Annotated in this window: 23 protein-coding genes; 12 read left to right on the top strand and 11 right to left on the bottom strand. The window is 72.9% G+C overall.

Annotation, left to right across the window (positions count from 1 at the left end; genetic code table 11):
- Positions 1-177: 177 nt before the first annotated feature.
- The 6 genes from IE263_RS14310 to tgmB all read left to right on the top strand — a co-directional run bounded on the left by IE263_RS14310 (position 178) and on the right by tgmB (position 5768).
- Positions 178-738: a (2Fe-2S)-binding protein gene (locus IE263_RS14310; RefSeq protein WP_189936149.1), complete on the top strand. Its 561-nt coding sequence runs from the start codon at positions 178-180 to the stop codon at positions 736-738.
- Entirely contained in the window at positions 735-1730 is a 996-nt protein-coding gene (locus tag IE263_RS14315) for an FAD binding domain-containing protein (RefSeq protein ID WP_189936151.1), read from the top strand. Before IE263_RS14310 ends, IE263_RS14315 begins: the two co-directional genes overlap by 4 nt.
- Complete coding sequence (locus tag IE263_RS14320; RefSeq protein ID WP_189936153.1) at positions 1727-3829, top strand: xanthine dehydrogenase family protein molybdopterin-binding subunit; 2103 nt, start codon at positions 1727-1729, stop codon at positions 3827-3829. The genes IE263_RS14315 and IE263_RS14320 overlap by 4 nt, the downstream gene beginning before the upstream one ends.
- 229 nt (positions 3830-4058) lie before the next feature.
- The gene (locus IE263_RS14325; protein WP_189936155.1) at positions 4059-4340 is read left to right on the top strand and encodes a DUF1232 domain-containing protein; all 282 of its coding nucleotides are present in this window, start codon (positions 4059-4061) and stop codon (positions 4338-4340) included.
- Positions 4341-4574: 234 nt separating this feature from the next.
- Entirely contained in the window at positions 4575-4766 is a 192-nt protein-coding gene (tgmA, locus tag IE263_RS14330; RefSeq protein WP_189936157.1) for a putative ATP-grasp-modified RiPP, read from the top strand.
- Between the two features lie 15 nt (positions 4767-4781).
- Positions 4782-5768 (top strand): ATP-grasp ribosomal peptide maturase, encoded by a 987-nt coding sequence (tgmB, locus tag IE263_RS14335; protein WP_189936159.1) that lies wholly within the window; start codon positions 4782-4784, stop codon positions 5766-5768.
- A 19-nt stretch (positions 5769-5787) separates the two neighbouring features.
- Here the strand turns inward: tgmB and IE263_RS14340 are convergent, their stop codons facing one another.
- From IE263_RS14340 to IE263_RS14350, 3 genes are all read right to left on the bottom strand, one after another.
- The gene (locus IE263_RS14340; RefSeq protein WP_189936161.1) at positions 5788-6084 is read right to left on the bottom strand and encodes a DUF5133 domain-containing protein; all 297 of its coding nucleotides are present in this window, start codon (positions 6082-6084) and stop codon (positions 5788-5790) included.
- A 120-nt stretch (positions 6085-6204) separates the two neighbouring features.
- Positions 6205-7974, bottom strand: a complete 1770-nt coding sequence (locus IE263_RS14345) for an ABC transporter ATP-binding protein (RefSeq protein WP_189936163.1) — start codon at positions 7972-7974, stop codon at positions 6205-6207.
- Positions 7975-8042: 68 nt separating this feature from the next.
- Positions 8043-8900, bottom strand: coding sequence for an aldo/keto reductase (locus IE263_RS14350; RefSeq protein ID WP_189936165.1), 858 nt, complete (start codon positions 8898-8900; stop codon positions 8043-8045).
- 240 nt (positions 8901-9140) lie between these two features.
- On the opposite strand from IE263_RS14350, the gene IE263_RS14355 reads away from it, so the two are divergent.
- The 4 genes from IE263_RS14355 to IE263_RS14370 all read left to right on the top strand — a co-directional run bounded on the left by IE263_RS14355 (position 9141) and on the right by IE263_RS14370 (position 13511).
- Positions 9141-10778, top strand: coding sequence for a PucR family transcriptional regulator (locus IE263_RS14355; RefSeq protein ID WP_189936167.1), 1638 nt, complete (start codon positions 9141-9143; stop codon positions 10776-10778).
- A 120-nt stretch (positions 10779-10898) separates the two neighbouring features.
- Positions 10899-12245, top strand: a complete 1347-nt coding sequence (locus tag IE263_RS14360; protein WP_229910975.1) for a type III PLP-dependent enzyme domain-containing protein — start codon at positions 10899-10901, stop codon at positions 12243-12245.
- 93 nt (positions 12246-12338) lie between these two features.
- Positions 12339-12518: a hypothetical protein gene (locus IE263_RS14365; RefSeq protein ID WP_229910976.1), complete on the top strand. Its 180-nt coding sequence runs from the start codon at positions 12339-12341 to the stop codon at positions 12516-12518.
- A 108-nt stretch (positions 12519-12626) separates the two neighbouring features.
- Complete coding sequence (locus IE263_RS14370; protein WP_189936172.1) at positions 12627-13511, top strand: Gfo/Idh/MocA family protein; 885 nt, start codon at positions 12627-12629, stop codon at positions 13509-13511.
- Between the two features lie 21 nt (positions 13512-13532).
- On the opposite strand, the gene IE263_RS14375 is transcribed toward IE263_RS14370, so the two are convergent.
- The 3 genes from IE263_RS14375 to IE263_RS14385 form a co-directional block, all read right to left on the bottom strand.
- A complete protein-coding gene (locus tag IE263_RS14375) occupies positions 13533-13829 on the bottom strand; it encodes a GlsB/YeaQ/YmgE family stress response membrane protein (RefSeq protein WP_189936174.1) in 297 nt (98 codons plus the stop codon).
- An 80-nt stretch (positions 13830-13909) separates the two neighbouring features.
- On the bottom strand, positions 13910-14239 hold the full coding sequence (locus IE263_RS14380; RefSeq protein ID WP_189936176.1) for a hypothetical protein: 330 nt from the start codon (positions 14237-14239) through the stop codon (positions 13910-13912).
- Positions 14240-14285: 46 nt separating this feature from the next.
- Positions 14286-15176, bottom strand: coding sequence for a GNAT family N-acetyltransferase (locus tag IE263_RS14385; protein ID WP_189936178.1), 891 nt, complete (start codon positions 15174-15176; stop codon positions 14286-14288).
- 579 nt (positions 15177-15755) lie between these two features.
- On the opposite strand from IE263_RS14385, the gene IE263_RS14390 reads away from it, so the two are divergent.
- Positions 15756-15962 (top strand): hypothetical protein, encoded by a 207-nt coding sequence (locus tag IE263_RS14390; RefSeq protein ID WP_189936179.1) that lies wholly within the window; start codon positions 15756-15758, stop codon positions 15960-15962.
- Positions 15963-16028: 66 nt separating this feature from the next.
- The gene (gene sthA / locus IE263_RS14395) at positions 16029-17432 is read left to right on the top strand and encodes a Si-specific NAD(P)(+) transhydrogenase (RefSeq protein ID WP_189936182.1); all 1404 of its coding nucleotides are present in this window, start codon (positions 16029-16031) and stop codon (positions 17430-17432) included.
- 66 nt (positions 17433-17498) lie between these two features.
- Here sthA and IE263_RS14400 read toward each other — a convergent pair whose 3' ends face one another.
- The 5 genes from IE263_RS14400 to IE263_RS14420 all read right to left on the bottom strand — a co-directional run bounded on the left by IE263_RS14400 (position 17499) and on the right by IE263_RS14420 (position 22919).
- Complete coding sequence (locus IE263_RS14400; protein ID WP_189936183.1) at positions 17499-17972, bottom strand: DUF5709 domain-containing protein; 474 nt, start codon at positions 17970-17972, stop codon at positions 17499-17501.
- A 226-nt stretch (positions 17973-18198) separates the two neighbouring features.
- Entirely contained in the window at positions 18199-19353 is a 1155-nt protein-coding gene (gene nicT, locus IE263_RS14405; protein WP_189936185.1) for a Nickel transporter NicT, read from the bottom strand.
- A 201-nt stretch (positions 19354-19554) separates the two neighbouring features.
- Positions 19555-20409, bottom strand: a complete 855-nt coding sequence (prcB, locus tag IE263_RS14410) for a proteasome subunit beta (protein WP_189936187.1) — start codon at positions 20407-20409, stop codon at positions 19555-19557.
- Between the two features lie 75 nt (positions 20410-20484).
- Entirely contained in the window at positions 20485-21426 is a 942-nt protein-coding gene (locus tag IE263_RS14415) for a lysylphosphatidylglycerol synthase domain-containing protein (RefSeq protein WP_189936189.1), read from the bottom strand.
- Positions 21423-22919 (bottom strand): hypothetical protein, encoded by a 1497-nt coding sequence (locus IE263_RS14420; protein ID WP_189936191.1) that lies wholly within the window; start codon positions 22917-22919, stop codon positions 21423-21425. The genes IE263_RS14415 and IE263_RS14420 overlap by 4 nt, the downstream gene beginning before the upstream one ends.
- Positions 22920-22952: the final 33 nt, after the last annotated feature.

Consider the following 22952-nt stretch of genomic DNA (forward strand, 5'->3'; position numbering starts at 1 on the left):
TTTTCGCCGCCCCCGCCGCGTACCGCCGGACCGTCGGAAGTTCGCGGCGACACCCTGCCACGGACCGTCACCGACCGTCATCGCAGCCGTTTTCCGCTGCCCCGGGACGTGTCGTGCGGCGCCGGCTGGATACGCGGTCCCCACGGCATCACGGATCTTCCCGGAAGGATCCACGACATGGGCAGCGAACTCGGCCCCGCGGGCGGCACCGCCGCACCGCCGCCCCACCGCTCCGACCTCACCCTGCGCGTCAACGGCAAGCCGCACACCCTCAGCGTCGACCACCGGCGGGTCCTCCTGGACCTCCTGCGGGAGGATCTCGACCTCACCGGCGCCAAGAAGGGCTGCGACCACGGGCAGTGCGGCGCGTGCACGGTCCTGGTCGACGGGCGGCGCGTCAACAGCTGTCTGCTGTTCGCGGTCGTCCTGGACGGCTGCGACGTCACGACCGTCGAGGGCCTGTCCGGCGACGGCGAGGAGCCGCACCCGCTCCAGCGGGCCTTCCTGGAGCACGACGCCTTCCAGTGCGGGTACTGCACACCGGGGCAGATCTGCTCGGCGGTCGGCGCTGTCGCCGAGGCGGAGGCGGGCCATCCCTCACGCGTCACCGACGCCCGGGCGCCCTCCGGGCCGGTGCCGCTGAGCCGGGAGGAGATCCGTGAGCGGCTCAGCGGGAACCTGTGCCGGTGCGGCGCGTATCCCCGTATCGTCGACGCGGTCGAGGACGTGAGCCGGTGAAATCCTTCGCCTACGTACGGGCCGGCAGCCTCGCCGAGGCCGCCGACGCCTACGCCTCCCACCCCGGCGCCCGCTACCTGGGCGGCGGCACCAACCTCGTCGACCTGATGAAGCTCGGCGTCGAGCAGCCGACCGCCCTCATCGACGTCACCCGGCTGCCGCTGGACGAGGTGACGGAGCTGCCGGACGGTTCGCTGCGTGTCGGAGCCCTGGTGCGCAACAGCGATCTCGCGGCGCATCCGCGGGTCCGCGACCGCTACCCCGCTCTGTCGCAGGCGCTGCTCGCGGGCGCCTCCGGCCAGTTGCGCAACGCCGCCACCACCGGCGGGAACCTGCTCCAGCGCACCCGCTGCCCCTACTTCCAGGACGTCTCCAAGCCGTGCAACAAGCGCGAGCCGGGCAGCGGCTGCGGCGCCCGAGAGGGCGTCCACCGCGACCACGCGGTGCTCGGGTACTCGGAGCGGTGCATCGCGACCCACCCGTCGGACATGGCCGTGGCTCTCGCCGCGCTGGACGCGCAGGTCGAGCTGTACGGCCTCGCCGGCGTGCGCCGGGTGCACGCCGCCGACTTCCACCGGCTGCCCGGGGAGCATCCGGAGCGGGACACCGTCGTCGAACCGGGTGAGCTGGTCACCGGCGTACTGCTGCCGAGCGCCACGGCTGGGCTGCCCTCGGCGTACCGCAAGGCCCGCGACCGGGCCTCGTACGCCTTCGCGCTGGCCTCCGTCGCCGTGGTGCTGGAGGTGGCGGACGGTGTCGTCCGGCACGCGGGAATCGCCTTCGGGGCGTTGGCGCACCGGCCGTGGCGGGCCCGGCTGGCGGAGGAGGCGCTCGTGGGCGCCGCGCCGACCGCGGCGGCGTTCGAGCGGGCCGTCGACCTCGAACTGTCCGCGGCCCGGCCGCTGCGCGACAACGCCTACAAGGTGCCCCTCGCCCGCAACCTCGCCCTCGACGTCCTGACCCGACTCGCACGACCCGGGGAGGACTCATGACGGCCCGTGTCGTCGGCGCTCCCGCCGAGCGCCGGGAAGGCCGGGAGAAGGTCACCGGCACCGCCCGCTACGCCGCCGAACTCCCCTCCCTGGGGCGGCTGTTCGCCCGTCCCGTACCGGCGGCGGTGGCGCGCGGCCGGGTGACGGGCGTCGACGTCTCGGACGCGCTGGCGCTGCCCGGTGTCGTCACCGTCCTCACCCACGAGAACGCGCCGCGGCTCGCCGAGCCGGACGACCCCACCCTCGCCGTGCTCCAAGGCCCCGAGGTTCCGCACCGTGGCTGGTTCGTCGCGCTGGTGGTGGCCGACAGCCTGGAGGCGGCCCGGGCCGGCGCCGCCGCCGTACACGTCTCGTACGCCGCCGAGCCCCACGACGTGACGCTGTCCGCGACGCATCCGGACGCGTACGTCCCCGAGGAGGCCAACGGCGGGTATCCGGCCGTCCGTGAGCACGGTGACCCCGAGGACGCCTTCGCGGACGCGGCGGTCCGGGTCGACGTCGGCTACCGGGTGCCGCCCCTGCACAACCACCCCATGGAGCCGCACGCCAGCACCGCGCACTGGGACGGGGAACGGCTGACGGTGCACACCTCCAGTCAGGGCACCACGGTCGTACGGGCCGTGCTCGCCGGGATGTTCGGGCTGGAGGAGGAGCAGATCTCGGTGGTCGCCGAGCATGTGGGCGGCGGCTTCGGGTCCAAGGGCACGCCCCGGCCGGACGTGGTCCTCGCGGTGATGGCCACGCGGCACACCGGGCGTCCGGTCACGGTCGCCCTGCCGCGCCGTTTCCTGCCCGCGGTCGTCGGGCACCGGGCGCCCACCCTGCACCGGCTGCGCCTCGGCGCGGACACCGACGGCCGGCTGACGTCCCTCGCCCACGAGGTCACCACGCACACCTCCCGGGTGAAGGAGTTCGTGGAGCAGGCGGCGACACCGGCGCGTGTCATGTACGCCGTCCCGCACAGCCGCACCGTGCACCGCGTGGTGCCGCTCGACGTGCCCACGCCGTCCTGGATGCGCGCGCCCGGGGAGGCGCCGGGCATGTACGCCCTGGAGTCGGCCGTGGACGAACTCGCCGAGGAACTGGGCATGGACCCGGTCGAACTGCGGATCCGCAACGAGCCGGAGACCGAACCCGACACCGGCAGGCCGTTCAGCAGCCGGGGCCTCGTCGCGTGCCTGCGGGAGGGTGCGCGCCGGTTCGGGTGGGCCGAGCGCGATCCGCGCCCGCGTTCCCGCGCCGAGGGCCCGTTGCTGCTCGGGACGGGCGTCGCCGCCGCCACCTACCCGGTGCTGGTGTGGCCGTCGACCGCCGCGGCGCACGCCCTGCCCGACGGGACCTTCCTCGTCGAGACCAACGCCACCGACATCGGCACGGGTGCCCGTACGGTGCTCGCGCAGATCGCGGCCGACGCGCTCGCCGTCCCCCTGGAACGGATCCGCATCCGGGTGGGCAGCACCGACCTGCCGTCGGCGCCGCTGGCGGGCGGCTCCTCGGGCACGGCTTCCTGGGGCTGGCCGGTCCACGAGGCCTGTACGCGGCTGGCGGACCGCCTGACCGACTTCCCCGGACCGGTGCCGGAACAGGGCCTGGTCGTCCACGCCGACACATCCGGCACGGCGGACGCCGACAGCCCCTACGCGCGGCACGCGTTCGGGGCGCACTTCGCGGAGGTCGCCGTGGACACCGTGACCGGAGAGGTCCGGGTGCGGCGGATGCTGGGGGTGTACGCGGCGGGGCGCATCCTCAACTCCCGGACCGCGCGATCCCAGTTCGTCGGCGGCATGACCATGGGCCTGGGTATGGCGCTCACCGAGGGCAGCACGATGGACGCCGCCTTCGGTGACTTCACCGAGTCCGACCTGGCGTCCTACCACGTGCCCGCCCACGCGGACGTGCCGGACATCGAGGCGCACTGGGTCGAGGAGGACGACCCGCACCTCAATCCGCTGGGCGGCAAGGGAATCGGCGAGATCGGCATCGTGGGCACGGCCGCCGCCGTCGGCAACGCGGTCCACCACGCCACCGGCGTCCGCCTCCGCGAACTGCCCCTCACCCCGGACCGGGTGCTGGCGGGGCTGCTGGAGGCGGGCCGCTGAGCCGAGGGAGTCGCTCCTGCGGCTCCGCACTGCGGCACGCGACGTGACGTTGATCACTGTCCGTGTGAGACGGGCCCTCGGAGGCAGGGGGCCCGCGGCCGGCGAGCAAGTCCACCCGACCGGTGCGATATTTCCTCTGGAAAGGGGGAATTCGGAAATCGAGAACGGCAATTCGATGACCGGGGGAACCACCGGACGCCGCGCGACGGACCGCGCACAGGGAGGGCCCGTGGATGCGACCACCACGCTCGTCGTCGTCGCGGTGATGCTGGCGGCGGCGCTGTTCGCCGTGGCCGCCGTCGTGCTGGTACGGCTGGTCCGGGCCCGGCGTGACCTGCAGCGGGCGGGTCTGCCGACCGGCCCGCGCTGGGTGTTCTGGGGGGCGGTCGCGTACTTCCTCCTCCCGACCGACGTGCTGCCCGACCCGGTCTACCTCGACGACATCGGTGTCCTGCTTCTCGCCCTGCGCTCCCTGCGCCGCACGCCCGACCGCGCCGGGATCGTCAACTAACCCGCCGGTAACGAGTTTTCGACCCGTCCCGGGCACATCGCCCCTGCTCAGCTCCCTGCGCCGCTCCCCAAACCCGTGTTGATCACGGAGAGTAAGGAAACCAACCACCCGTTCGATTCGTATAAGTGACTGAAGGTCCGAGTGACGGACAGAAGGTCGCACCAACGCAGCGGGCCCAAGTGACGTCGCACAGCGGCACCGCTTGATCGACGCAGTACCGACGAGGGAGAGACGATGCAACCGTTTGCGCTCAACTACGCACGCCCTGCGGCGGAGTTGGAGTTCGCCACTCCGTACGCGTATGACCCAGGACTGCAGTTGAACGTGCTCGGCGACGGCCGGATCGCCGCTCGCGACCACGCGCTGCTGAGAGAACTCGGGACAACCACCTCGACGGCGGGTTCCAAGACGCACTTCGACGACTGAGCCCGGGCACAACCGATGACCGTGCTCATCCTGACCAGCCAGGAGGACGTCACGGCGGACATGGTGGTCGTCCACCTGAACGCCTCCGGCGTCCCCGTCGTGCGGCTCGATCCCGCCGACCTCACCGGCACCGTCGCGCTCTCCGCGGAGTACGTGCACGGCGCCTTCCGGGGCCATCTGTCGTCCGCCGGACGGCTGGTGAGCCTCGAATCGCTGCGGTCCGTCTGGGTCCGCCGGCCCGGTACGGCGGCGGCCCGGGCACCCGAACCGTCCGCGTGGCTCACGGAGGAGGCCTCGCAGGCGCTGTACGGGATGCTCCGCGGCAGCGGGGCGCGCTGGATGAACCATCCGGACGCGGCCCGGCGGGCCCGGCACAAGCCCTGGCAGCTGCGGCTGGCCCAGTCCAGCGGGCTGCCCGTGCCCGCCACGCTCATCACGACGTTCCCGCAGGCGGCGCGGGACTTCGCGGAGCGCTACCCGGACCTGGTGGTCAAGCCGGTGTCCGGGGCGCATCCGCAGGATCCGCCCCGGGCGGTGCCCACCACCCGGGTCCCGCCGGGCGTCGACTTCGCCGCCGTCGCCTACGGCCCGACCCTGCTGCAACGGCGTGTCGCCAAGCGGGCGGACATCCGGCTGACGGCGGTGGGCGACCGGCTGCTGGCCGCCCGCAAGGCCACGGCCCCGGACGGGGACCCCGACGTGGTGGACGTGCGTTTCGCGCCGTCCACCGCGCCGTGGCACCCGGTCGACGTCCCGCCGCGCCTCGCCGAGGCCGTGCGCACCTATCTGCGGGAGGCCGAACTGGCGTACGGTGCCTTCGACTTCGCGGAGGACGCTGACGGGACGTGGTGGTTCCTGGAGTGCAACCAGTCGGGGCAGTTCGGCTTCGTCGAGGTGGAGACCGGCCAGCCGATCTCCCGCACCATCGCGGAGTGGCTGGCCGGGCCCGGCCCTCAACACCATTCCCGGCACGCGGACTGCTGCGGTTCGGCGGCTCCCTGAGCCGACCCGGGGAGGGCTCTCAGACCGCCAGGGACAGTCCGCTCTCCCCGTCCCTCTCTCCGTCCCTGTTCCTGTCCCTGTCGTTGTCCTGCTTCGGCACCCGAGCCGTCGGCGGCCGCACCGCGGAGGCGAGCAGGGCGTCCGCCGCGGCGACCGCCTCCCGGACGTCGGAGGTGCCCATCAGGACGCACAGGGTGTACGTGACGTCCTCCAACTCGCGTGCCGTCTGAGGTCTCTCCCTCTCCGCCTGGGCGATCTTCAGTGACGCATAGCGGGTCAGCAGCGTCCTGACGGCCTTCGGGTCCGGAACGATCACGAGCGCCCCTCTCTCCAAGTGTGGTGCGCAGCGTGTGCCCGAACCCGGGCGGTTCATGCGACCTTGAGGCTCATGTCACCCTCCCAGGGCACGGTTTCAGCCACTCGGCCCTGGGGTCCGTCAGGCGGCCTGTCCGCTGTGCAGGGCCGTGTACGCCCCGCCGCGGTGCAGGAGTTCCTCATGGGTGCCGGTCTCCAGGATGCGGCCCTCCCCCATCACGACGATCCGGTCGGCACCGCGCACGGTGGACAGGCGGTGCGCCACGACGAACGTGGTGCGACCGTGCAGCAGGCGGGCGAGGGCCTGCTGGACGAGCGCCTCCGACCGGGTGTCGAGCGCGGAGGTGGCCTCGTCCAGGATCAGCACCTTGGGGTCCCTGATCAGAGCACGGGCGATGGCCAGCCGCTGCTTCTGCCCGCCCGACAGCCGGGCCCCGCGCTCACCGACCAGCGTGTCCAGGCCCTGGGGCAACCGGTCGACGAACTCCAGCGCGTTGGCGTCGCGCAGAGCCGCGCGGACCGCCTCCTCGTCGGCCTCGTCCTCCATGCCGTAGGCGACGTTCTCGCGGACGGTGCCGTCGAAGAGGATCGACTCCTGCGGGACGACCGAAACAAAGCGCCGATAGGTGCGCAGGTCGAGGGTGTTCATGTCGGTGCCGTCGAGCAGCAGGCGGCCCGAGGTCGGCCGGATGAAGCCGATGACGAGGTTGAGCACGGTGGATTTGCCCGCGCCGGAGGCTCCCACGAGCGCGACGGTCTCGCCCGGGGCGACGGACAGCGAGAAGTCGCGCACCGCCGGCCGGCCGCTGTCGTACGCGTAACCGACGTGATCGAAGGTCACCGTGCCGTGCAGCGAGGAGAGTTCGGCCTTGCCCTCGTTGTCCTCCAGCTCGGGCGCCTGGAGCACCTCGCCGACCGAGCGGACCGATTCGAGACCCTTGGTGATGACCGGGGCGAGGCCGGTGAGCGTGGTGGTGGAGTTGGTGAGGGTGGTCAGGAAGGCGCTCAGCATGACGACGTCGCCCGGGGTGACGCCCCAGACGTCGTAGTACGAGATGAGCGCCGCGCCGGCCAGGACGAGCACACCGACCACGTTGAGGACGACCCAGGCGATCGAGCCGAAGCGGCCGTTGACGAGGTCGAGGCGCATCCCGGAGGTCAGCAGCCGGTGCAGGGTGCCGTCCATGCGGCGCAGCGCCTTGCCCTCCAGGCCGTGGGCGCGGGTGACCGGGATCAGGCGGGTCATCTCCGTCACGCGGGAGGAGAGGGTCTCGACCTCGTGACGGAAGTGCTCGTTGTGGGTGCGCAGCCGGGCCCTGAGGCGGGCCACGACGAACGCGGCGGCGGGCACCACGACCAGGAAGACGGGCACGAACTCCGGAGTGCGCACGGCGATGATGACCAGGCCACCGGTAAGAACGGTGAGCGCGCCGAGCCCGTTCTCCGCGGTCTGCTGCACCATCTGCTCCACGGCCTCGACGTCCCGCACCACCTTCGCCTGGAGGACGCCGGCGCTGACCCGTGAGTGGTAGCCGATGGACAGTTGCTGCATGCGCGTGCACAGCGCGGAGCGCAGAGTGGTGCCCATACGGCGCACGCTGCCGTACAGGAGGCGGACGTAGAGCACGTGCAGCGGGTAGTTGACGATCAGGATGAACAGGATGACGCCGGTGCTCGTCCAGAGGCGGCCGATCGGCTGGTGCTGGACGACGGTGTCGATGATGGACGCGGTGATCAGCGGCAGCAGCCAGATGGGGCTGTGCTTGACGGTGAAGACGACGGCGGCGCCGGCCAGCCGGTACCGGTCGGCACGGAAGAGGTAGGCGAGCGTGCGGATCGGGTGTTCGTCCCGGTAGCGATGGTCGAGCGGTCTGTCGAGCGACGACGCCATCGGCGGTGGTCCTCCCGGATGCCGGTGGTGCAGGGGTGCCGGTTGAAGGGGGCCCGTACGGAGCGTGCTCAGGCGGCGTCCAGCTCCGCCAGTTCCTCGGCCGTCAGGACGAGTTCGGTGGCGGCCGCCGAGTCACGGATCGTCTCCGGGCGGCTGGCGCCGGGGATGGGGACGACGGCCGGCGACTTGGCGAGCATCCAGGCCAGGCAGACCCGCTGCGGACTCACTCCGTGGGCCTCGGCGATCCGGGCGAACGGCGCGTGGACGGAGCCCAGTTCACCGGCCCGGGAGATCCCGCCGAGCGGGCTCCACGGCAGGAACGCGATGCCGAGCTCGTCGCACAGGCGCAGCTCGGGCTCGCTGGAGCGGAAGGCCGGGGAGAACTGGTTCTGTACGGAGACCAGCCGGCCGCCCAGGATGTCGTTCGCCAGCTCGATCTGCTCGGGGTTCGCGTTGGAGACGCCGGCCGCGAGGATCTTGCCCTCGTCGAGCAGCTCGCGCACCGCGCCGACGGACTCGGCGTACGGGACGCGCGGGTCGGGGCGGTGGAACTGGTACAGGCCGATCGCCTCCACGCCGAGCCGCCGCAGCGAGGCCTCGCAGGCCTCCTTGAGGTGCCGGGGGCTGCCGTCGAGGGTCCAGCTGCCGTCGCCGGGGCGCAGATGGCCGCCCTTGGTGGCGACCAGGACGTCGCCGCCCCGGTCGTGGGTGGCGAGGGCCTTGGCGATCAGGGTCTCGTTGTGGCCGACCTCGTCGGCGTCCCGGTGGTAGGCGTCCGCGGTGTCGATCAGCGTCACGCCGGTGTCCAGGGCGGCGTGCAGGGTGGCGAGGGAGCGTGCCTCGTCGGGTCGTCCCTCGATGGACATGGGCATCGCGCCCAGACCGATCGCGCTGACCTCGACGTCACCGATACGGCGGGTGTGCATGGCCTTGTGACCTCTTTCGGCTGTCACGGGGAACCGGTGAAGCCCACTGCGCCGACGGGTGGTTGCGGCACACCGGACGTGTTCCAGCCTGGCTTGGTCGTCGACGGAGGTCCAATGGAAGAAAGCGAACACATTCAGCAGTGGGGGCGCTGAATCCCGGCAGGAGGTGGTGCGGCCGGACCTATCCTCGTGCCGACCACGCGACACACGTCGCAGCCGACGGCGGGAGGGGCAGGCCCGGTGAACGAGGATCCCCCGGCACCGGACGACCCCCCGGCCGCGACGCTGCGGTCCCTGCTGGCCTTCGAGGACGGCAACGCGCTGCGGCTGCTGTGCGCACCCGCCGCAGCGGACGCCGTCGTACGGCGGATCGCCGTCGGCCTGGACGATCTGACGCCCCGCCAGGAAGGCACATTGCTGCTGGCCGTGGGGGCGGCAGCGGAGGCCGGCACCGTGCGGGAGGCCGCACGGCGCGGCGCGTGCGCCGTGGTCCTGGGCGACGCGGACGCGGCCGGCACGGAGCTGGTGGCGGCGGCCCGGGAGACGGGCGTCGCCCTGCTCGTCCGCGCCGAGGGCACCGGCTGGGCGGAGGCGGCCGCCCTGCTCAGGTCGGCCCTGAGCTACCTGTCCGTCGGTGACTCGGATGCCGCCGACGCGTTGCGCGGTCCCGAGGCGATCCCGTCCCTCGCCGCCCTGGCCGCCCGTGTCGCGGCGTACGTGAAGGGATCGATCACGATCGAGGACACGCAGTTGCGCGTCCTGGCCCACTCCGCGACCGGCCCGGACGCCGACCCCGTGCGCCGGGCCGTCATCCTCGGCGGCCGGGTGCCCGACTGGCGGGTCGCGGAGCTGCGCCGCAGTGGCCTCCTGCGCGCGCTGTGGACCTCGCGGGACGTCCTCCACCGGCCCGCCGACGGCGACACGCCCGAGCGGCTGATCGTCGCCGTCCGCAGCGGGCAGGAGGTCCTCGGTTCGATCTGGGCCGCCGCGGACGGTACCGCCCTGGCCCCGGACGCCGCCCGCCACCTGCGCACGGCCGCCGGCCTGGCCGCCCCGCTGCTGGTGCGGGAGCGGCTGCGCGAGAGCGGTACGGCGCACCGACGGGAGGCCGCGCTGCGGGGCCTGCTGCACGGGCTCGGGGACCGCCGCACCCACGCCTGGTCGCTGGGCCTGTCCCCGGACGCGCCCTGCGCGGTCGTCGTGGCCGAGCGGGACGCCACCGGGCGGGTGGACGACCGGGCCCTGGACGTCCTCGTGCTGGAGCTCGCGGCCCACCGTCCCGGCACGGGCGTCCTGCGGGACGGCGACCGGCTCACGCTGCTGCTCACCGGTGACGCCTCGGCCACGGACCACGAGGCCGCCGTCCTGGCCGTCGTCCGGGGCCTCGACGCGGTGGTCTCGTCGCTGCCGGACTGTGCTCCGGTGTGGCTGGGGATGGGTCCGGTCGTGCCGCCGGAGCGGGCTGCGGAGTCGCACGAGCGGGCCGTGCTGGTCCTCAGGGCGCTGCGGGAAAGGGAGGCGCGTACCGCGCGGGCCGGGAGAGCCCGGCCCGCGCGGTACGCGGACGCCGCCGGTGCGGGTCCCGCGCTGGAGGTGCTGCGGGTCCTGGACGCGGTGCGGCCGGTGTGGGAGTCCGGGAGCGGGCCGGTCCACGACCTGATCCGCGCGGACCTCGCCGACGGCGGGGACCTCGTGCGGACCCTTGCCGCGTACCTCGACTGCGGAGGCGACGTCCCAGCGGCGGCCCGGCGGCTCGTCGTGCACCCCAACACGCTGCGCTACCGCCTCGGCCGCGTGCGCACCCACCACGCGGTGGACCTGGACGACCCCGACACACGGCTGCTGCTGACGCTCGCGGCGCGCCTGACGGCTCCGTGACGTTGTGCGCCACGACGAAGGTTCCGGTTGCCTTTGTGCGGGCGCCCAAAGACGTACGGCCTCGCAGCGGCGAACCTGGAGGTGACCGCTCGCATCCGGCACACCGAAGGAGACCAGGACGTGTCGCTCCACCTCGAGAACGGCGCCTCGCGCGTCGCGCCCGTCGTCCGCCAGGCCGTCGCCGACGGGCTGCTCGGCGAGGACCGGCCGCTGGCCGGGTTCGTCGACGTCCAGGGCGTGCGCGACAGCGTCGCCGGCCTGCACGAGGCGTTCGGGCAGGTCCCGGAGGTGCTGCACACCTTCGCGGCCAAGGCCTGCGCGCTGGTGCCGGTGCTGCGGCTGCTCGCCGACGCCGGGATGGGCTGCGAGGTGGCGAGCCCGGGCGAGCTGCGGCTGGCGCTGGACGCCGGTTTCGAGCCGGCGCGGATCGTGCTGGACTCGCCGGCCAAGACCCGCCAGGAGATCCGCGAGGCCCTCGCCCTCGGCGTCGCCCTCAACGCCGACAACCTCGCCGAACTCGAACGCGTCGACGCCCTGCGCCCGGCCGAGTGCGCGTCCGTCGTCGGGCTGCGGGTCAACCCACAGGTCGGCAGCGGCGCCATCGGAGCGATGAGCACCGCGACGGAGCACTCCAAGTTCGGCGTGGCGCTGCGCGATCCGGGCGCCCGCGCGCGGGTCGTCGAGGCCTTCGCGCGGCGGCCGTGGCTGACCCGGCTGCACGCGCACGTCGGCTCGCAGGGCTGCCCGCTGCCGCTGATCGCCGAGGGCGTCGCCGCCCTCCACCACCTCGCCGAGGAGATCAACGCCCACGTCGGCGGCCGGCAGATCACCAGCCTCGACCTGGGCGGCGGCCTCCCGGTGAACTTCACCGACGACACGGTCACCCCCACCTACGCCGACTACGTCGCCGCGCTCACCGCCGCCGAACCGGCCCTGCTGGACGGCCGCTACCGGCTGGTCACCGAGTTCGGCCGCTCCCTGCTCGCCAAGAACGGCTTCCTCGCGGCACGCGTGGAGTACGTGAAGGACGCGGGAGGCCGCCGTATCGCCCTCACCCACGCCGGCGGGCAGGTCGCCACCCGCACGGTCTTCATGCCGGGCGCCTGGCCGCTGCGCGTGTCCGCCCACGGGCCGGACGGCTCGCCGAAGCGGACGCCCCTGCTGCCCCAGGACGTCGCCGGGCCCCTCTGCTTCGCCGGGGACGTCGTGGCGCACGAGCGCCCGCTGCCCGAACTCGCCGAGGGAGACCTGGTCGTGCTGCACGACACGGGCGCCTACTACTTCTCGGCGCCCTGGGCGTACAACAGCCTGCCCCGGCCGGGTGTGTACGGGTATCTGCAGCGGGACGACCGGGTCACGTTCGCCACGGTCCGCCGGGCGCAGACGGTGCGGGAGATCTCCATGGAGAGCGGACTGGCACAGGCGGACGCCCTGCTGAGCGGTTTCACAGCTCCTTCACTGCCCTGACGGCGTTCCCACGCATCAGCGGCGCGATTCGGAGCACCCGGTTCCTGTCCGCCTGACAAGGAGAACACCGTGCTGTGGGTCGCGATACTACTGTTGCCGATCCTGTCCGTCCTGCTCGTGGTCATGGACCGCGTCGAGGATCGTCTGTCCGCGCCCGCCCCGGCCGGGCCGCGGCATGCCGCGCACAAGCGGCATCTGCGTCTGGTCCGGGGCACCGCCGAGAGCGGGGAACCGGCCGCGGACAAGGGCCGGTCGGAGCCCCGGGCGGCCTGACCGACCCCGGACTCCCCTTCGGCGCCGTCCGTGTGCGAGGCTCGCACACGGACGGCGCCGCTCATGACGTCGGCCTCACCTCCACCGGCAGCAGGGAGAGTCAGCGACATGCGCATCGGTCTGCTCGGCACCGGCCCCTGGGCGCAGATGGTCCACGCCCCTGTCCTCGGCGCGCACGAAGGCCTCGACTTCGCCGGCGTCTGGGGCCGCCGCCCCGCCGCCGCGAAGGAACTGGCCGACCGTCACGGCACCCGGGCGTACGACGAGGTCGACGCCCTGCTCGCGGACGTGGACGCGGTCGCGGTCGCCCTGCCACCGGACGTGCAGGCGGAGCTCGCCGTCCGGGCCGCCGAGGCCGGGTGCCATCTGCTGCTCGACAAGCCGCTCGCGGCGACGGTGGCGGGGGCGCAGGCGGTGGCCCGGGCCGTGCGGGAGGCGCAGGTCGCCTCGGTCGTCTTCTTCACCACCCGCTTCCTGCCCGAGCCGGAGGCGTGGATAGCCCAACAGGCCTCCACGGGCGGGTGGTTCACGGGGCACGCGCAGTGGCTGGGGGCGGTGTTCACGGGGGACAGCCCGTTCGCCACGCCGTGGCGCCGGGAGAAGGGCGCCCTGTGGGACGTCGGGCCGCACGCGCTGTCCGTGCTGCTGCCGGTCCTGGGCGACGTCCGCCGGGTGTCGGCGGCGGGGCGCGGGCCCGGGGACACCGTGCACGTCGTCCTGGACCACGTCGGCGGTGCCTCCAGCACGCTGACGCTCAGCCTGACGGCCCCGCCCTCGGCGGCGGGCGCCGCCGTCGAGATCCGTGGCGGGGCCGGGGTGGTCCGGCTTCCCGAGAGCGCCTCGGACGCCGCCACCGCCCTCGGCCGGGCCGCGGACGCGCTGGGCGCCGCGGCCCGTGACGGCCGACCGCACGCGTGCGACGCGGCGTTCGGCCTGCGGGTCACCGAGGTACTCGCCGAGGCCGAGGCCCTGTTGGGCGGCGGCGCCGGCTGAGTACGCGGTGGTCGTGGCCGGTCAGGCGTGCCGGTGCGTGTGCCGGCGCGAGTGCGAGTGCCGGTTGCCGGCGACGGCCCGGTAGAGGACCAGCAGGATGAGCGAGCCGACGATCGCGGCGATCCAGGTGGACAGGTCGAAGAAGCCGTCGATCGAGTCCACCCCGAAGATCACCTTGCCCAGCCATCCGCCGAGCAGACCACCGGCGATACCGATGAGCATCGTGACGATGAAGCCGCCCGGGTCCTTCCCGGGCAGCAGCAACTTGGCGATGGCACCGGCGAGCAGGCCTATCAGAATCCAGGCGATGATGCCCACGGATCCTCCCATCTCCGTCGGAACAGGTGTACTTCTCCCGAATGCACAGACACGGGATCCGCAAACCTTCCGACACTTTCTCAGTCGTCGTTGAACGACTCCTCGCTCCACCGGAACCAAGCCCGGTCCCCCTCGATGTGCAGCAGGAACTCGGGGACCGGGCCGTCGGGCGAAGTGAGCGACACACGGCGCCTGATCTCTGCGTACACGGCCTCCCACTCCTCCAGGTTCGCGTCCAGGTCGTTGTTCAGCAAAGCGAGTTCACGGGAGAAGAGGGGTTCGACGGCGCCGTACGCCGGGCCCGGGCGGAAGCGTCCCGACAGCCAGGGGAAGTCCCCGTCGTCGATGACGATCTCCCCTGCCCGCTCCTCGCCGCAGTCGAGGTACCAGATTCCGCCGTCGAACCCCATCACGCCTCCGTGCTCACTCGTGGCCGGTCACCGCGGGGACAGCTTGTCAGGGCACCGCGTAGAAGTTCACCCGCTCCCGGACGACCGGATAGCCGGCCTTCGTGAAGTGGGCGGCCATGGGGAAGTTGCCCTGGTCCGTGGCGCCGGCGATGAACTCGGCGCCGCGTTCGACGAGATAGTGGGTGCACTCGGCGAGCAGGTCGTAGGCGTATCCGTGGCCCCGGTGTTCCGGCAGGACGCCGATGAAGCCGATGCAGGGGCCGGAGGGATTGTGGGCCGGGATGTGGAGGCCGGCGAGGTCTCCGGCCGGGGTGCGCGCGACCTGCCACCACTCCCTCGGGGACGGGCACCAGCGGAAGAAGTCCAGTTCCTCCTGGGCCGCGAGGTCGAGGCCGCCCTTCTCGATGGCCTTGCGGGCATGGGCGTCGAGGGTGACGGAGTGGATGCGGCGCAGCGCGTCGAAGAAGACCGCGTCGTCCGGTTCGGGGGCGAACTCCAGGCGGCCGGGGCGTTCGGGCAGGCCGCACTCCGGTGTCCAGCGGTAGAGGAAGCGTTCCACCAGCGGGGTGTGGCCGGCCGCGCGGGCGGCGGTGAAGCAGTCCTCGGCTGCGGAGCGCCGCACCGGGTCCTCGCGCCAGCCGGGGGGCAGGTCCAGTTCCAGGTCGACGCGCCAGGGGGCGGTGCGCAGGAGTTCGGCGCCCGCCCGCGACTCGCCGTCGGCGCAGTCGAACCAGTTGACGAGGAGCGGCTCGGTGTCGTCGGGCCCGCCCCACCAGGCGGCGCGGGCGACGACCCGGCCGTCGCGCAGGGCCACACGCTTCCACTCAGGGCGGTGCACGGTGCCCCGGTGCCTCTCGCGGAGGCCGAACGGGTCGGGCAGGGTGTCGAACAGATGGACGTCGCTCTCGTCGAGCGCGCGGATGACCAGATCGGTCACGGATTCCTCCGGGATGCGTCACTGCGTGATGCGCTCCCGGTCGGTCTGACGTCGGTCAGACTCGGCACGCCGGGGTCACGGTGAGGGAGCGCGGGACGGGTGTGTACTGCATGGCGCTCGCCTCCTTCCGTGAGTCTTCGGGCGTGCGGTCACACCGTAGGAGTGCGGCTCCCGGGCCGTCCACCGGTTTTTCCCGCCCCTCCCCGGCCCCGAGGCTCTCCTCCTCCGTCGTCTCCGTCGTCTCCGTCGTCTCCGGAGGGCACGGGCGGGCAAGGTCGCCGATGACGATCACGAAGTGGTGGGCGCACAGTCGCCGAGTGGCGCGGGATGCCTCAAGGGGCTGGGAACGCTCCGAGTGATTCGGGAGGCACCGATGCAGCCCATTAGACGTCCCGGCGCGGGGCCCGGCATCCCGAGCCGCTCACGCATCGGGGGTTACGTTCCGGCTCCGGGCGGTACTCCTGCGGCAAGGGAGCGTCCGCCTCCGGATGCAGGCTGCGCTTCCGCGTTGAATGGTGTTAGTGGACCCAATGAAAGCACCGGGTCCGAAGCAGCCCTCCGGACCGAGGAGCAGAGACCATGTCGACCTCACAGCCCGACGCCTCCCGGCCGTCCCCCGACCGCGTCACCCCGGACAACCTGCTCCACACCCGCACCGGCACCGAGGTGTCGCCGGAGGACATGGTCCTGGCCGCGGGCCGGGACCTCACCCCGCGCAACCTCGAGTGGGCGCGGCGCAAGCTCGACGAGGAGGGCCCTAACGCGATCGAGAAGCTGCTGCCGTGACCGTGTGACGGGTCGTCTCCGGTCCACCCTTTCGAAGGGAGCCTCCGGGCTGTCAGACTCCGGAGGGTGCCCGACTTCGACATGCTCGTCCTCGGATCCGGTCCGGGCGGTCAGAAGGCCGCCATCGCCGCGGCCAAGCTCGGCCGCCGCGTCGCCGTCGTCGACCGCCCCGACATGCTCGGCGGGGTCTCCCTCCACACCGGCACCATCCCCTCCAAGACCCTGCGCGAGGCGGTGCTCTATCTCACCGGCCTCACCCAGCGCGACCTCTACGGGCAGAGCTACCGCCTGAAGGAGGACATCACCGTCGCCGACCTGACCGCGCGCACGCAGCACGTGGTCGGGCGTGAAGTCGACGTCATCCGCAGCCAGTTGTCCCGCAACCACGTCGCCCAGTTCATCGGCACCGGCCGGTTCGTCGACGACCACACCGTCGCCCTGCGCGCGGCCGGCGGTCAGGAGCGGCTGCTGAGCGCCGAGCACATCGTTATCGCCACCGGCACCCGGCCCGCGCGGCCCGACAGCGTGGAGTTCGACGGGCGCACCATCCTCGACTCCGACAACGTCCTGACGATCGAGCGGGTTCCCCGGTCCCTGGTGATCGTGGGCGCCGGGGTGATCGGCATGGAGTACGCGTCCATGTTCGCCGCCCTGGGCAGCAAGGTGACGGTGGTGGAGAAGCGGGCGGGGATGCTCGACATGTGCGACGTCGAGGTCATCGAGTCGCTCAAGTACCACCTGCGGGACCTGGCGGTGACCTTCCGCTTCGGGGAGACGGTGGCCGCCGTCGAGCGCCATCCGCGGGGCGCGCTGACCGTGCTGGAGAGCGGCAAGAAGATCCCCGCGGACGTGGTGATGTACTCGGCGGGCCGGCAGGGCCTGACCGACGGGCTCGACCTCGACAAGGCCGGGCTCGCGGCGGACGCGCGCGGCCGGATCGCGGTGGACGAGCACTACCGCACGCAGGTGCCGCACATCTACGCCGTGGGCGACGTCATCGGCTACCCGGCGCTGGCCGCGACGGCGATGGAACAAGGGCGCGCGGCCGCCTACCACGCCTGCGGCGAGCCCGTCGGACGGATGCACCACCTCCAGCCGATCGGCATCTACACCATCCCGGAGATCAGCTTCGCCGGCCGGACCGAGGACCAACTCACCGAGGACCGCGTGCCGTTCGAGGTCGGCATCGCCCGCTACCGCGAGCTGGCCCGCGGCCAGATCGTCGGCGACGCACACGGCATGCTCAAGCTGCTCGTCTCGCCCGAGGACCGCACCCTGCTCGGCGTGCACTGCTTCGGCAGCGGCGCGACCGAGCTGATCCACATCGGCCAGTCCGTGATGGGTCTCGGCGGCACTGTCGACTACCTCGTCGACGCGGTCTTCAACTACCCGACCCTCGCCGAGTCCTACAAGGTCGCCGCCCTCGACGCCACCAACCGGCTACGGCAGTTGGACCGGATCGGGGACTGAACGAGGTCGGTTCGGGGACTGAACAGGGCCGGTTCGGGGACTGAACCGGCCCCGACCCAGTCGGTCCTACGGCAAGTCGTCCTCGTTGACGACATGAACGGCGGCCTCCTCCGCACCCGCGGCGCCCGCGTCGATGCCGACGTCCTCGGCGATCTCCTCCTTGGTCTCATCGGGGTGGGCTCCCTCGTCGGGGGCGACCAGGCGTCCGGCGCGTTCCTCGCCCGCCTCGGGGTCGACCGGCTCGCCCTCGCCCTGCGGGAGGTCGCCGACGTCGTCCCCGGCGGGCTCGGACACGTCCGGCACCTCCTGGGCGAGGCGCTGGTCGAGGGTCTCGCCGTCGTGCTGTTCGGCCGCGGTGGTGCCGTACTTGGTGACACCCAGCGGCTTCTCCGGCGGGGAGTAACCCTCGTCCAGGGTGTCGTCATAGGTGCGTTCGTCGAGCGCGTCCTGCAGGTCGAGGGGAGCGGCGTCCTCCTGCTCCTCGTTGGTGCCGGTGGGCTGGTAGGCGTCGTCGCCCATGGTCTCGGGCTCCGTACCCATGGATGCCTCCCTGGGCTGCTGAGTTCGCTGCGTTGTCCCCGTCTGCTCGTCCGGGTATCCCCGCCGGGCGCGCCCCAACCTCGGCACATGCCCACCGCACGGGCCCCTGCGGAGCTGACCCGCCCGTCAATCTTGAAAGCTCAACAGCCGGCACGGTCACCCCTCGCACACTCCGTGTGACCCTCCGCCACGCACGTGGGGACTGCAGGCCTGATCACCGGGGTGCTCACGCCTCGTCGGTCCGCCCGGCCCGCCCCGTCGTCCACCTCTCCTCCACACGGCCGGCCTTCCACACCACGAGGGCCACGACCCACGTGGCGACGAACAGGCCGACGATGACGTAACCGAGCGCGTTCAGGTCGAGGCCGGCGATCCAGTCCCAGAACGGGCCGTGCAGGCCGAGCCTGTCCGCGAGCAGGCCCAGGAGTTCGACGGTTCCGATGAGCAGGGCGACGGCGACGGACAGGCCGGTGATGGTGAGGTTGTAGTAGACCTTGCGGACCGGCCTGGAGAACGCCCAGTCGTAGGCGAAGTTCATGAAGGAGCCGTCGATCGTGTCGAGGAGGGACATACCGGCGGCGAACAGGACGGGCAGGCAGAGGATCGCGTACCAGGGCAGGCCGGAGGCGGCGCCCGAGCCCGCGAGGACGAGGAGGGCGACCTCGGTGGCGGTGTCGAAGCCGAGGCCGAAGAGCAGGCCGAGCGGGTACATCTGCGAGGGCTTGGTGACCGACTTCATGACGCGGCCGAGGAGGCGGTTCATGAAGCCTCGCTGGTTCAACTGCTCCTCCAGCGCGGCCTCGTCGAAGTGACCCGAGCGCATCTGGCGGAACACCTTCCAGATGCCGGCCAGGGCGACCAGGTTGATCGCCGCGATGAGGTAGAGGAAGGTGCCGGAGACGGTCGTACCGATCAGGCCGGTGATGTCGTGGAGGTGGGAGTCGTCGTCGCCGACCGGTCCGGCGACGGTCTTCACGCCGAGGGAGAGCAGCAGCGCGAGGGCGAAAACGACGCTGGAGTGGCCGAGGGAGAACCAGAAGCCGACCGACAGCGGCCGCTGCCCCTCCCCCATCAGCTTGCGGGTGGTGTTGTCGATCGCCGCGATGTGGTCGGCGTCGAAGGCGTGCCGCAGACCGAGCGTGTACGCGGTGACACCGACGCCTATGCCGAAGGTCTGCGTGCCGATGGCGTAGTGGTGCGGGGCGACGATCGCGACCAGGGTGAACCAGCCGATCACATGCAGCGCCACGATCACGGCGGCCATCCCGCCCACCCTGATCCACTCCTGCCGCGTCAGGGAGCCACGGGCGCGGTGCCGGGCCGCCCCCTGGTCGGGGGCGGCGGGGAGGAGGGGCGGAGCGGAATCAGGGGCGGCCGTCATCGGGCGGAGGATCCTTCTGTCGGGTCGTACGGCCGCACTGCGCAGCCTGGTTTCATCCTCCGGTACCTGCAAGTCATGTGCAGTAAAGCCCGTGACAGGTCTTCACCACGAGTGCGGAAAGCACCCGGTCACGGGGGCCCGTTGCCAGGCGTCCCGTGTCACCGCGTCCCGCGTCACGCCTCCGTGCCCCCGGTCCCCGGGTCACGGCGCCGCGTTCGGCCCGTCCGGCCGGCTGCGGCGCTGCTCGACCATCTCGCGGCTCAGTTCCTCCGTCTCCGCCTCGGGCAGCCGCTCGAAGCCGTCCTCGGTGATGACCGACACGATGGGGAAGATACGGCGGTTGATGTCCGGGCCGCCGGTCGCGGAGTCGTCGTCCGCCGCGTCCCACAGTGCCTGGAGGGCGGCGAGGGCGGCCGCGCGCCGGTCCATGCCCTTGTGGAACAGCTTCTTCAACGCGCCCCGGGCGTACGGGGATCCGGAGCCCTCGGCGTGGAAGTCCCGCTTCTCGTACAGGCCTCCGGCGACGTCGAAGCTGAAGATGCGGCCGCGCTCGCCCTCGGGGGCGGAGGCGTCGTACCCGGTGAGGAGGGGGACGACGGCGAGGCCCTGCATGGCCTGGCCGAGGTTCTCGCGGATCATGCCGGCCAGTCGGCGCGCCTTCGCGTTGAGGGTCATGGCGGTGCCCTCGATCTTCTCGAAGTGCGCCAGCTCGACCTGGTAGAGCTTCACCATGTCCAGGGCGAGTCCGACGGTGCCGGCGAAGGCGACGGCCGTGTGGTCGTCGGCGGGGTGCACCTTCTCCAGGTCGCGCTGGGCGATGAGGTTGCCCATGGTGGCCCTGCGGTCGCCGGCGATCAGCACGCCGTCGCGGTAGGCGAGAGCGAGGACGGTGGTGCCGTGCGGCACCTGGCCGGGCGCGGCCCGTACGCCGTCCGGGAGGATCCGGCGCGTGCTGAGCAGCTCCGGGCGGTGTTCCGCAAGGAACTCGGTGAAGGACGAGGTCCCCGGGGTGAAGAACTCCTCCCCCAACCGCCCGCCGTTCTCGTTCCACGTCATGACACTCCCCCTCGTCTCCCGGTCCGGCCATCGGACTCCTACCAGTTGCCGGCGGGCGGGAAACGCGGGCCCGGGTCACAGCGCCTTGCGGCGGATGAGGATCCCCAGCACCAGCAGGCCCGGCAGCAGCGGCAGCCACATCGTCAGGAGCCGGTAGCCGAGCACGGCGGAGGCGGCCGCGGCGGCCGGCGCCCCGGCGGCGGCCAGGGCGAGGGCGAGCGCCGCGTCGAGCGAGCCGAGTCCGCCCGGTGTGGGCAGCAGGGCGGCCGCACTGCTCGCGGCGAGATAGAGCAGCGCCACCCGGGCCGGTGGCAGGGGCAGCGCGACGGCCCGGCTGACGGCGATCAGCACGCACGCGTGCAGCCCGGCGAACGCCGCCGACCCGCCCCACAGGGCCGCCGCCCGTCGCGGCTGTGCGTGGACGGCCCTGATGTCCGCGACCGCCCCGGTCAGGGCCCGTCGGCACCGTGGCCACAGCCGGCCGGCCACCAGGACGCACACTCCCACCACCGCGACGGCGACGGCCGCTTCACCGCCCCAGTCGTGCGGGATCCGCAGGATCCCCGGGCAGACGGCGGCGAACACGACGACCAGGGCGGCCCGCGCCACCCCGCCGGCCGTGGCCTTGACCGCGACGGCGGTCGCCGCGCGCCCGGCCGGCAGTCCGCAGCGCATGAGGAAGCGCAGGTTGACGGCGCCGGCACCGAGCCCGGCCGGCAGAACGTGGTTGGCGGCGGAAGCGGCGAACTGCGCGGCCACGAGCCGGCCCGGAGGCAGCGGCCTGAGCACGGCGCCCTGCTGGGCCAGGGCCGCGCACAGCCAGGTCCCGCACGCGGCGACCGCACCGACGAGCAGCCACCCCTGGTCGGCGACCACGAGCCGGAGGGCACCGGACTCCAGCACGGGCCAGTGACGGCGGGCCAGGAGGACGGCGGCCACGAGGACGCCGAGCGTGAGGGCGGTCTGCCAGTAGGCACCTCTTCGCGTCGCCGCGACGGTGACCTGCTCGGACGTCATGCGGGTCCGTTCACGCGGGGCGGGGGCGCGATGTGCAGGTCCAAACCGGCGGACGGGTGGGTCCTCCAGTCGCGGGCGTACGGGGGCGGCGGGACGCCCGGCCGGGAGAGGGCGGCGGTCGGGATCCGGCGGGCGGTGCTCAGGATGCCCGCCACGGTGGTGTTGGCGTCGTGGCCGCCCGGGTTGGCCGAGGAGCAGCCGGTGTAGAAGGCGAGGGGCACCGCATTGGCTCCGGTGAGCAGACAGGGCGGGCGGACGCCCAGTCGGTGCAGGTGGCCGGCGGTGCGGCTCCAGTTCCGGCGGTCGGCGGTGGTGCGGTCCACGGTGCGGTCCAGGACGACGTACTGCACCGCCAGGTGTCCCGCCAGTCCCAGCGCGAGCACCACGAGCGCGGCCGGGCGCCACCGGCCGCTCGCCGAGGTGACCAGATGGAACAGGGCGTCGGCGACCGGGATCGCGAGCAGGAGGTACGCGGGGAGCAGGAAGCGCGGTGCCGCGTAGCCGATCATGAACAGGTACGGCACGGCGGCCGTCGTGGCGCAGGCGAGCAGGAGGCCGGTGGGTCCGGTGCGCCGCGCGCGGACCGCGACCGTCAGGCCGACGGCGGCGAGCAGCGGGAGGACGAACCACCAGGCCATGACGGCGGGGTGCGGCAGCGATCCGGTGCACGGGCGGCACAGGGTCCGGCCGATCAGGCTGCGCAGCTGGTCGTCGACGGCGATGTTCCAGCCGAGTCCGCCCTGGATGCGGGATCCCTCGGACAGCCGCTGCGTGAGGCCGCCGTACGCGAGGTGGGCCTCGATCACCCACTGCCCGATGCCCGTCGCGAGCCCGGCGAGCAGGACGAGCGCGAGGCGCATCCGCCGGCCGGCCGCCATCCACACGAGCAGCGGCAGGCTGATCCACACGGCGTCGGTGGGCCGCATCCACGCCATCAGCGCGGCGCCCACCGCGACGCCCCCCAGCGCGGCCCGGTCCCGGTGGTCGGCGGCGGCCCGCAGGCAGCAGCCGACGCAGGCCAGGGCACCGAGCGCGACCCAGTAGTTGGGCATGGCCGCCGGGCCGTAGAAGAGCGTCACCCACAGGGAGGCGAAGAGGGCGCCGGCGGCGGCCAGGACGCGGGCCGGGAAGTAGCCGCGCCAGACGCGCAGGGCCAGGTAGAGGCCGAGGCCGGACAGGACCGCGAGGTAGACGCGGAGCAGCTCCGTGGAGGTCGACCAGGAGGTGACCGGCGCCACGAGCAGGGCCACCCCGCGGGCGCGCGGTGCGCTGAAGAAGGCCGGGGGTGCCTGGGCGCTCGACTGGCTGACGTACACGGTCTCGTCCCAGCCGAGGCCCAGGCTCGGGCGGACGAGGACCAGTTGGGCCACGGTGAAGGCGACGGCCACGGCGGCGAGGAGCCATTCCCCGCGCCGTTGCCAGGACAGGCCGGGCGCGGCCGCCGATGTGCCTCGTCTCGCCCCGACGAGCAGGGCGTCCGTGCCGTGGGCCATCTCCACCCCTCACCGTAAAACCGGAACAAACCG

Origin of the sequence: Streptomyces aurantiogriseus, from assembly GCF_014649375.1 — a bacterium.
Classification (GTDB): Bacteria; Actinomycetota; Actinomycetes; order Streptomycetales; family Streptomycetaceae; genus Streptomyces; species Streptomyces aurantiogriseus.

What these genes read in the sequence shown, in the direction of transcription:
- IE263_RS14320 (WP_189936153.1), top strand. Translation starts at nt 1,727, where the DNA reads ATGACGGCCCGTGTCGTCGGCGCTCCCGCCGAGCGCCGGGAAGGCCGG.
- IE263_RS14350 (WP_189936165.1), bottom strand. Translation starts at nt 8,900, where the DNA reads ATGCACACCCGCCGTATCGGTGACGTCGAGGTCAGCGCGATCGGTCTG.
- IE263_RS14390 (WP_189936179.1), top strand. Translation starts at nt 15,756, where the DNA reads ATGTCGACCTCACAGCCCGACGCCTCCCGGCCGTCCCCCGACCGCGTC.
- IE263_RS14415 (WP_189936189.1), bottom strand. Translation starts at nt 21,426, where the DNA reads ATGACGTCCGAGCAGGTCACCGTCGCGGCGACGCGAAGAGGTGCCTAC.
- tgmB (WP_189936159.1), top strand. Translation starts at nt 4,782, where the DNA reads ATGACCGTGCTCATCCTGACCAGCCAGGAGGACGTCACGGCGGACATG.
- IE263_RS14310 (WP_189936149.1), top strand. Translation starts at nt 178, where the DNA reads ATGGGCAGCGAACTCGGCCCCGCGGGCGGCACCGCCGCACCGCCGCCC.
- IE263_RS14370 (WP_189936172.1), top strand. Translation starts at nt 12,627, where the DNA reads ATGCGCATCGGTCTGCTCGGCACCGGCCCCTGGGCGCAGATGGTCCAC.
- nicT (WP_189936185.1), bottom strand. Translation starts at nt 19,353, where the DNA reads ATGACGGCCGCCCCTGATTCCGCTCCGCCCCTCCTCCCCGCCGCCCCC.
- IE263_RS14400 (WP_189936183.1), bottom strand. Translation starts at nt 17,972, where the DNA reads ATGGGTACGGAGCCCGAGACCATGGGCGACGACGCCTACCAGCCCACC.
- tgmA (WP_189936157.1), top strand. Translation starts at nt 4,575, where the DNA reads ATGCAACCGTTTGCGCTCAACTACGCACGCCCTGCGGCGGAGTTGGAG.
- IE263_RS14420 (WP_189936191.1), bottom strand. Translation starts at nt 22,919, where the DNA reads ATGGCCCACGGCACGGACGCCCTGCTCGTCGGGGCGAGACGAGGCACA.
- IE263_RS14345 (WP_189936163.1), bottom strand. Translation starts at nt 7,974, where the DNA reads ATGGCGTCGTCGCTCGACAGACCGCTCGACCATCGCTACCGGGACGAA.
- IE263_RS14380 (WP_189936176.1), bottom strand. Translation starts at nt 14,239, where the DNA reads ATGGGGTTCGACGGCGGAATCTGGTACCTCGACTGCGGCGAGGAGCGG.
- prcB (WP_189936187.1), bottom strand. Translation starts at nt 20,409, where the DNA reads ATGACGTGGAACGAGAACGGCGGGCGGTTGGGGGAGGAGTTCTTCACC.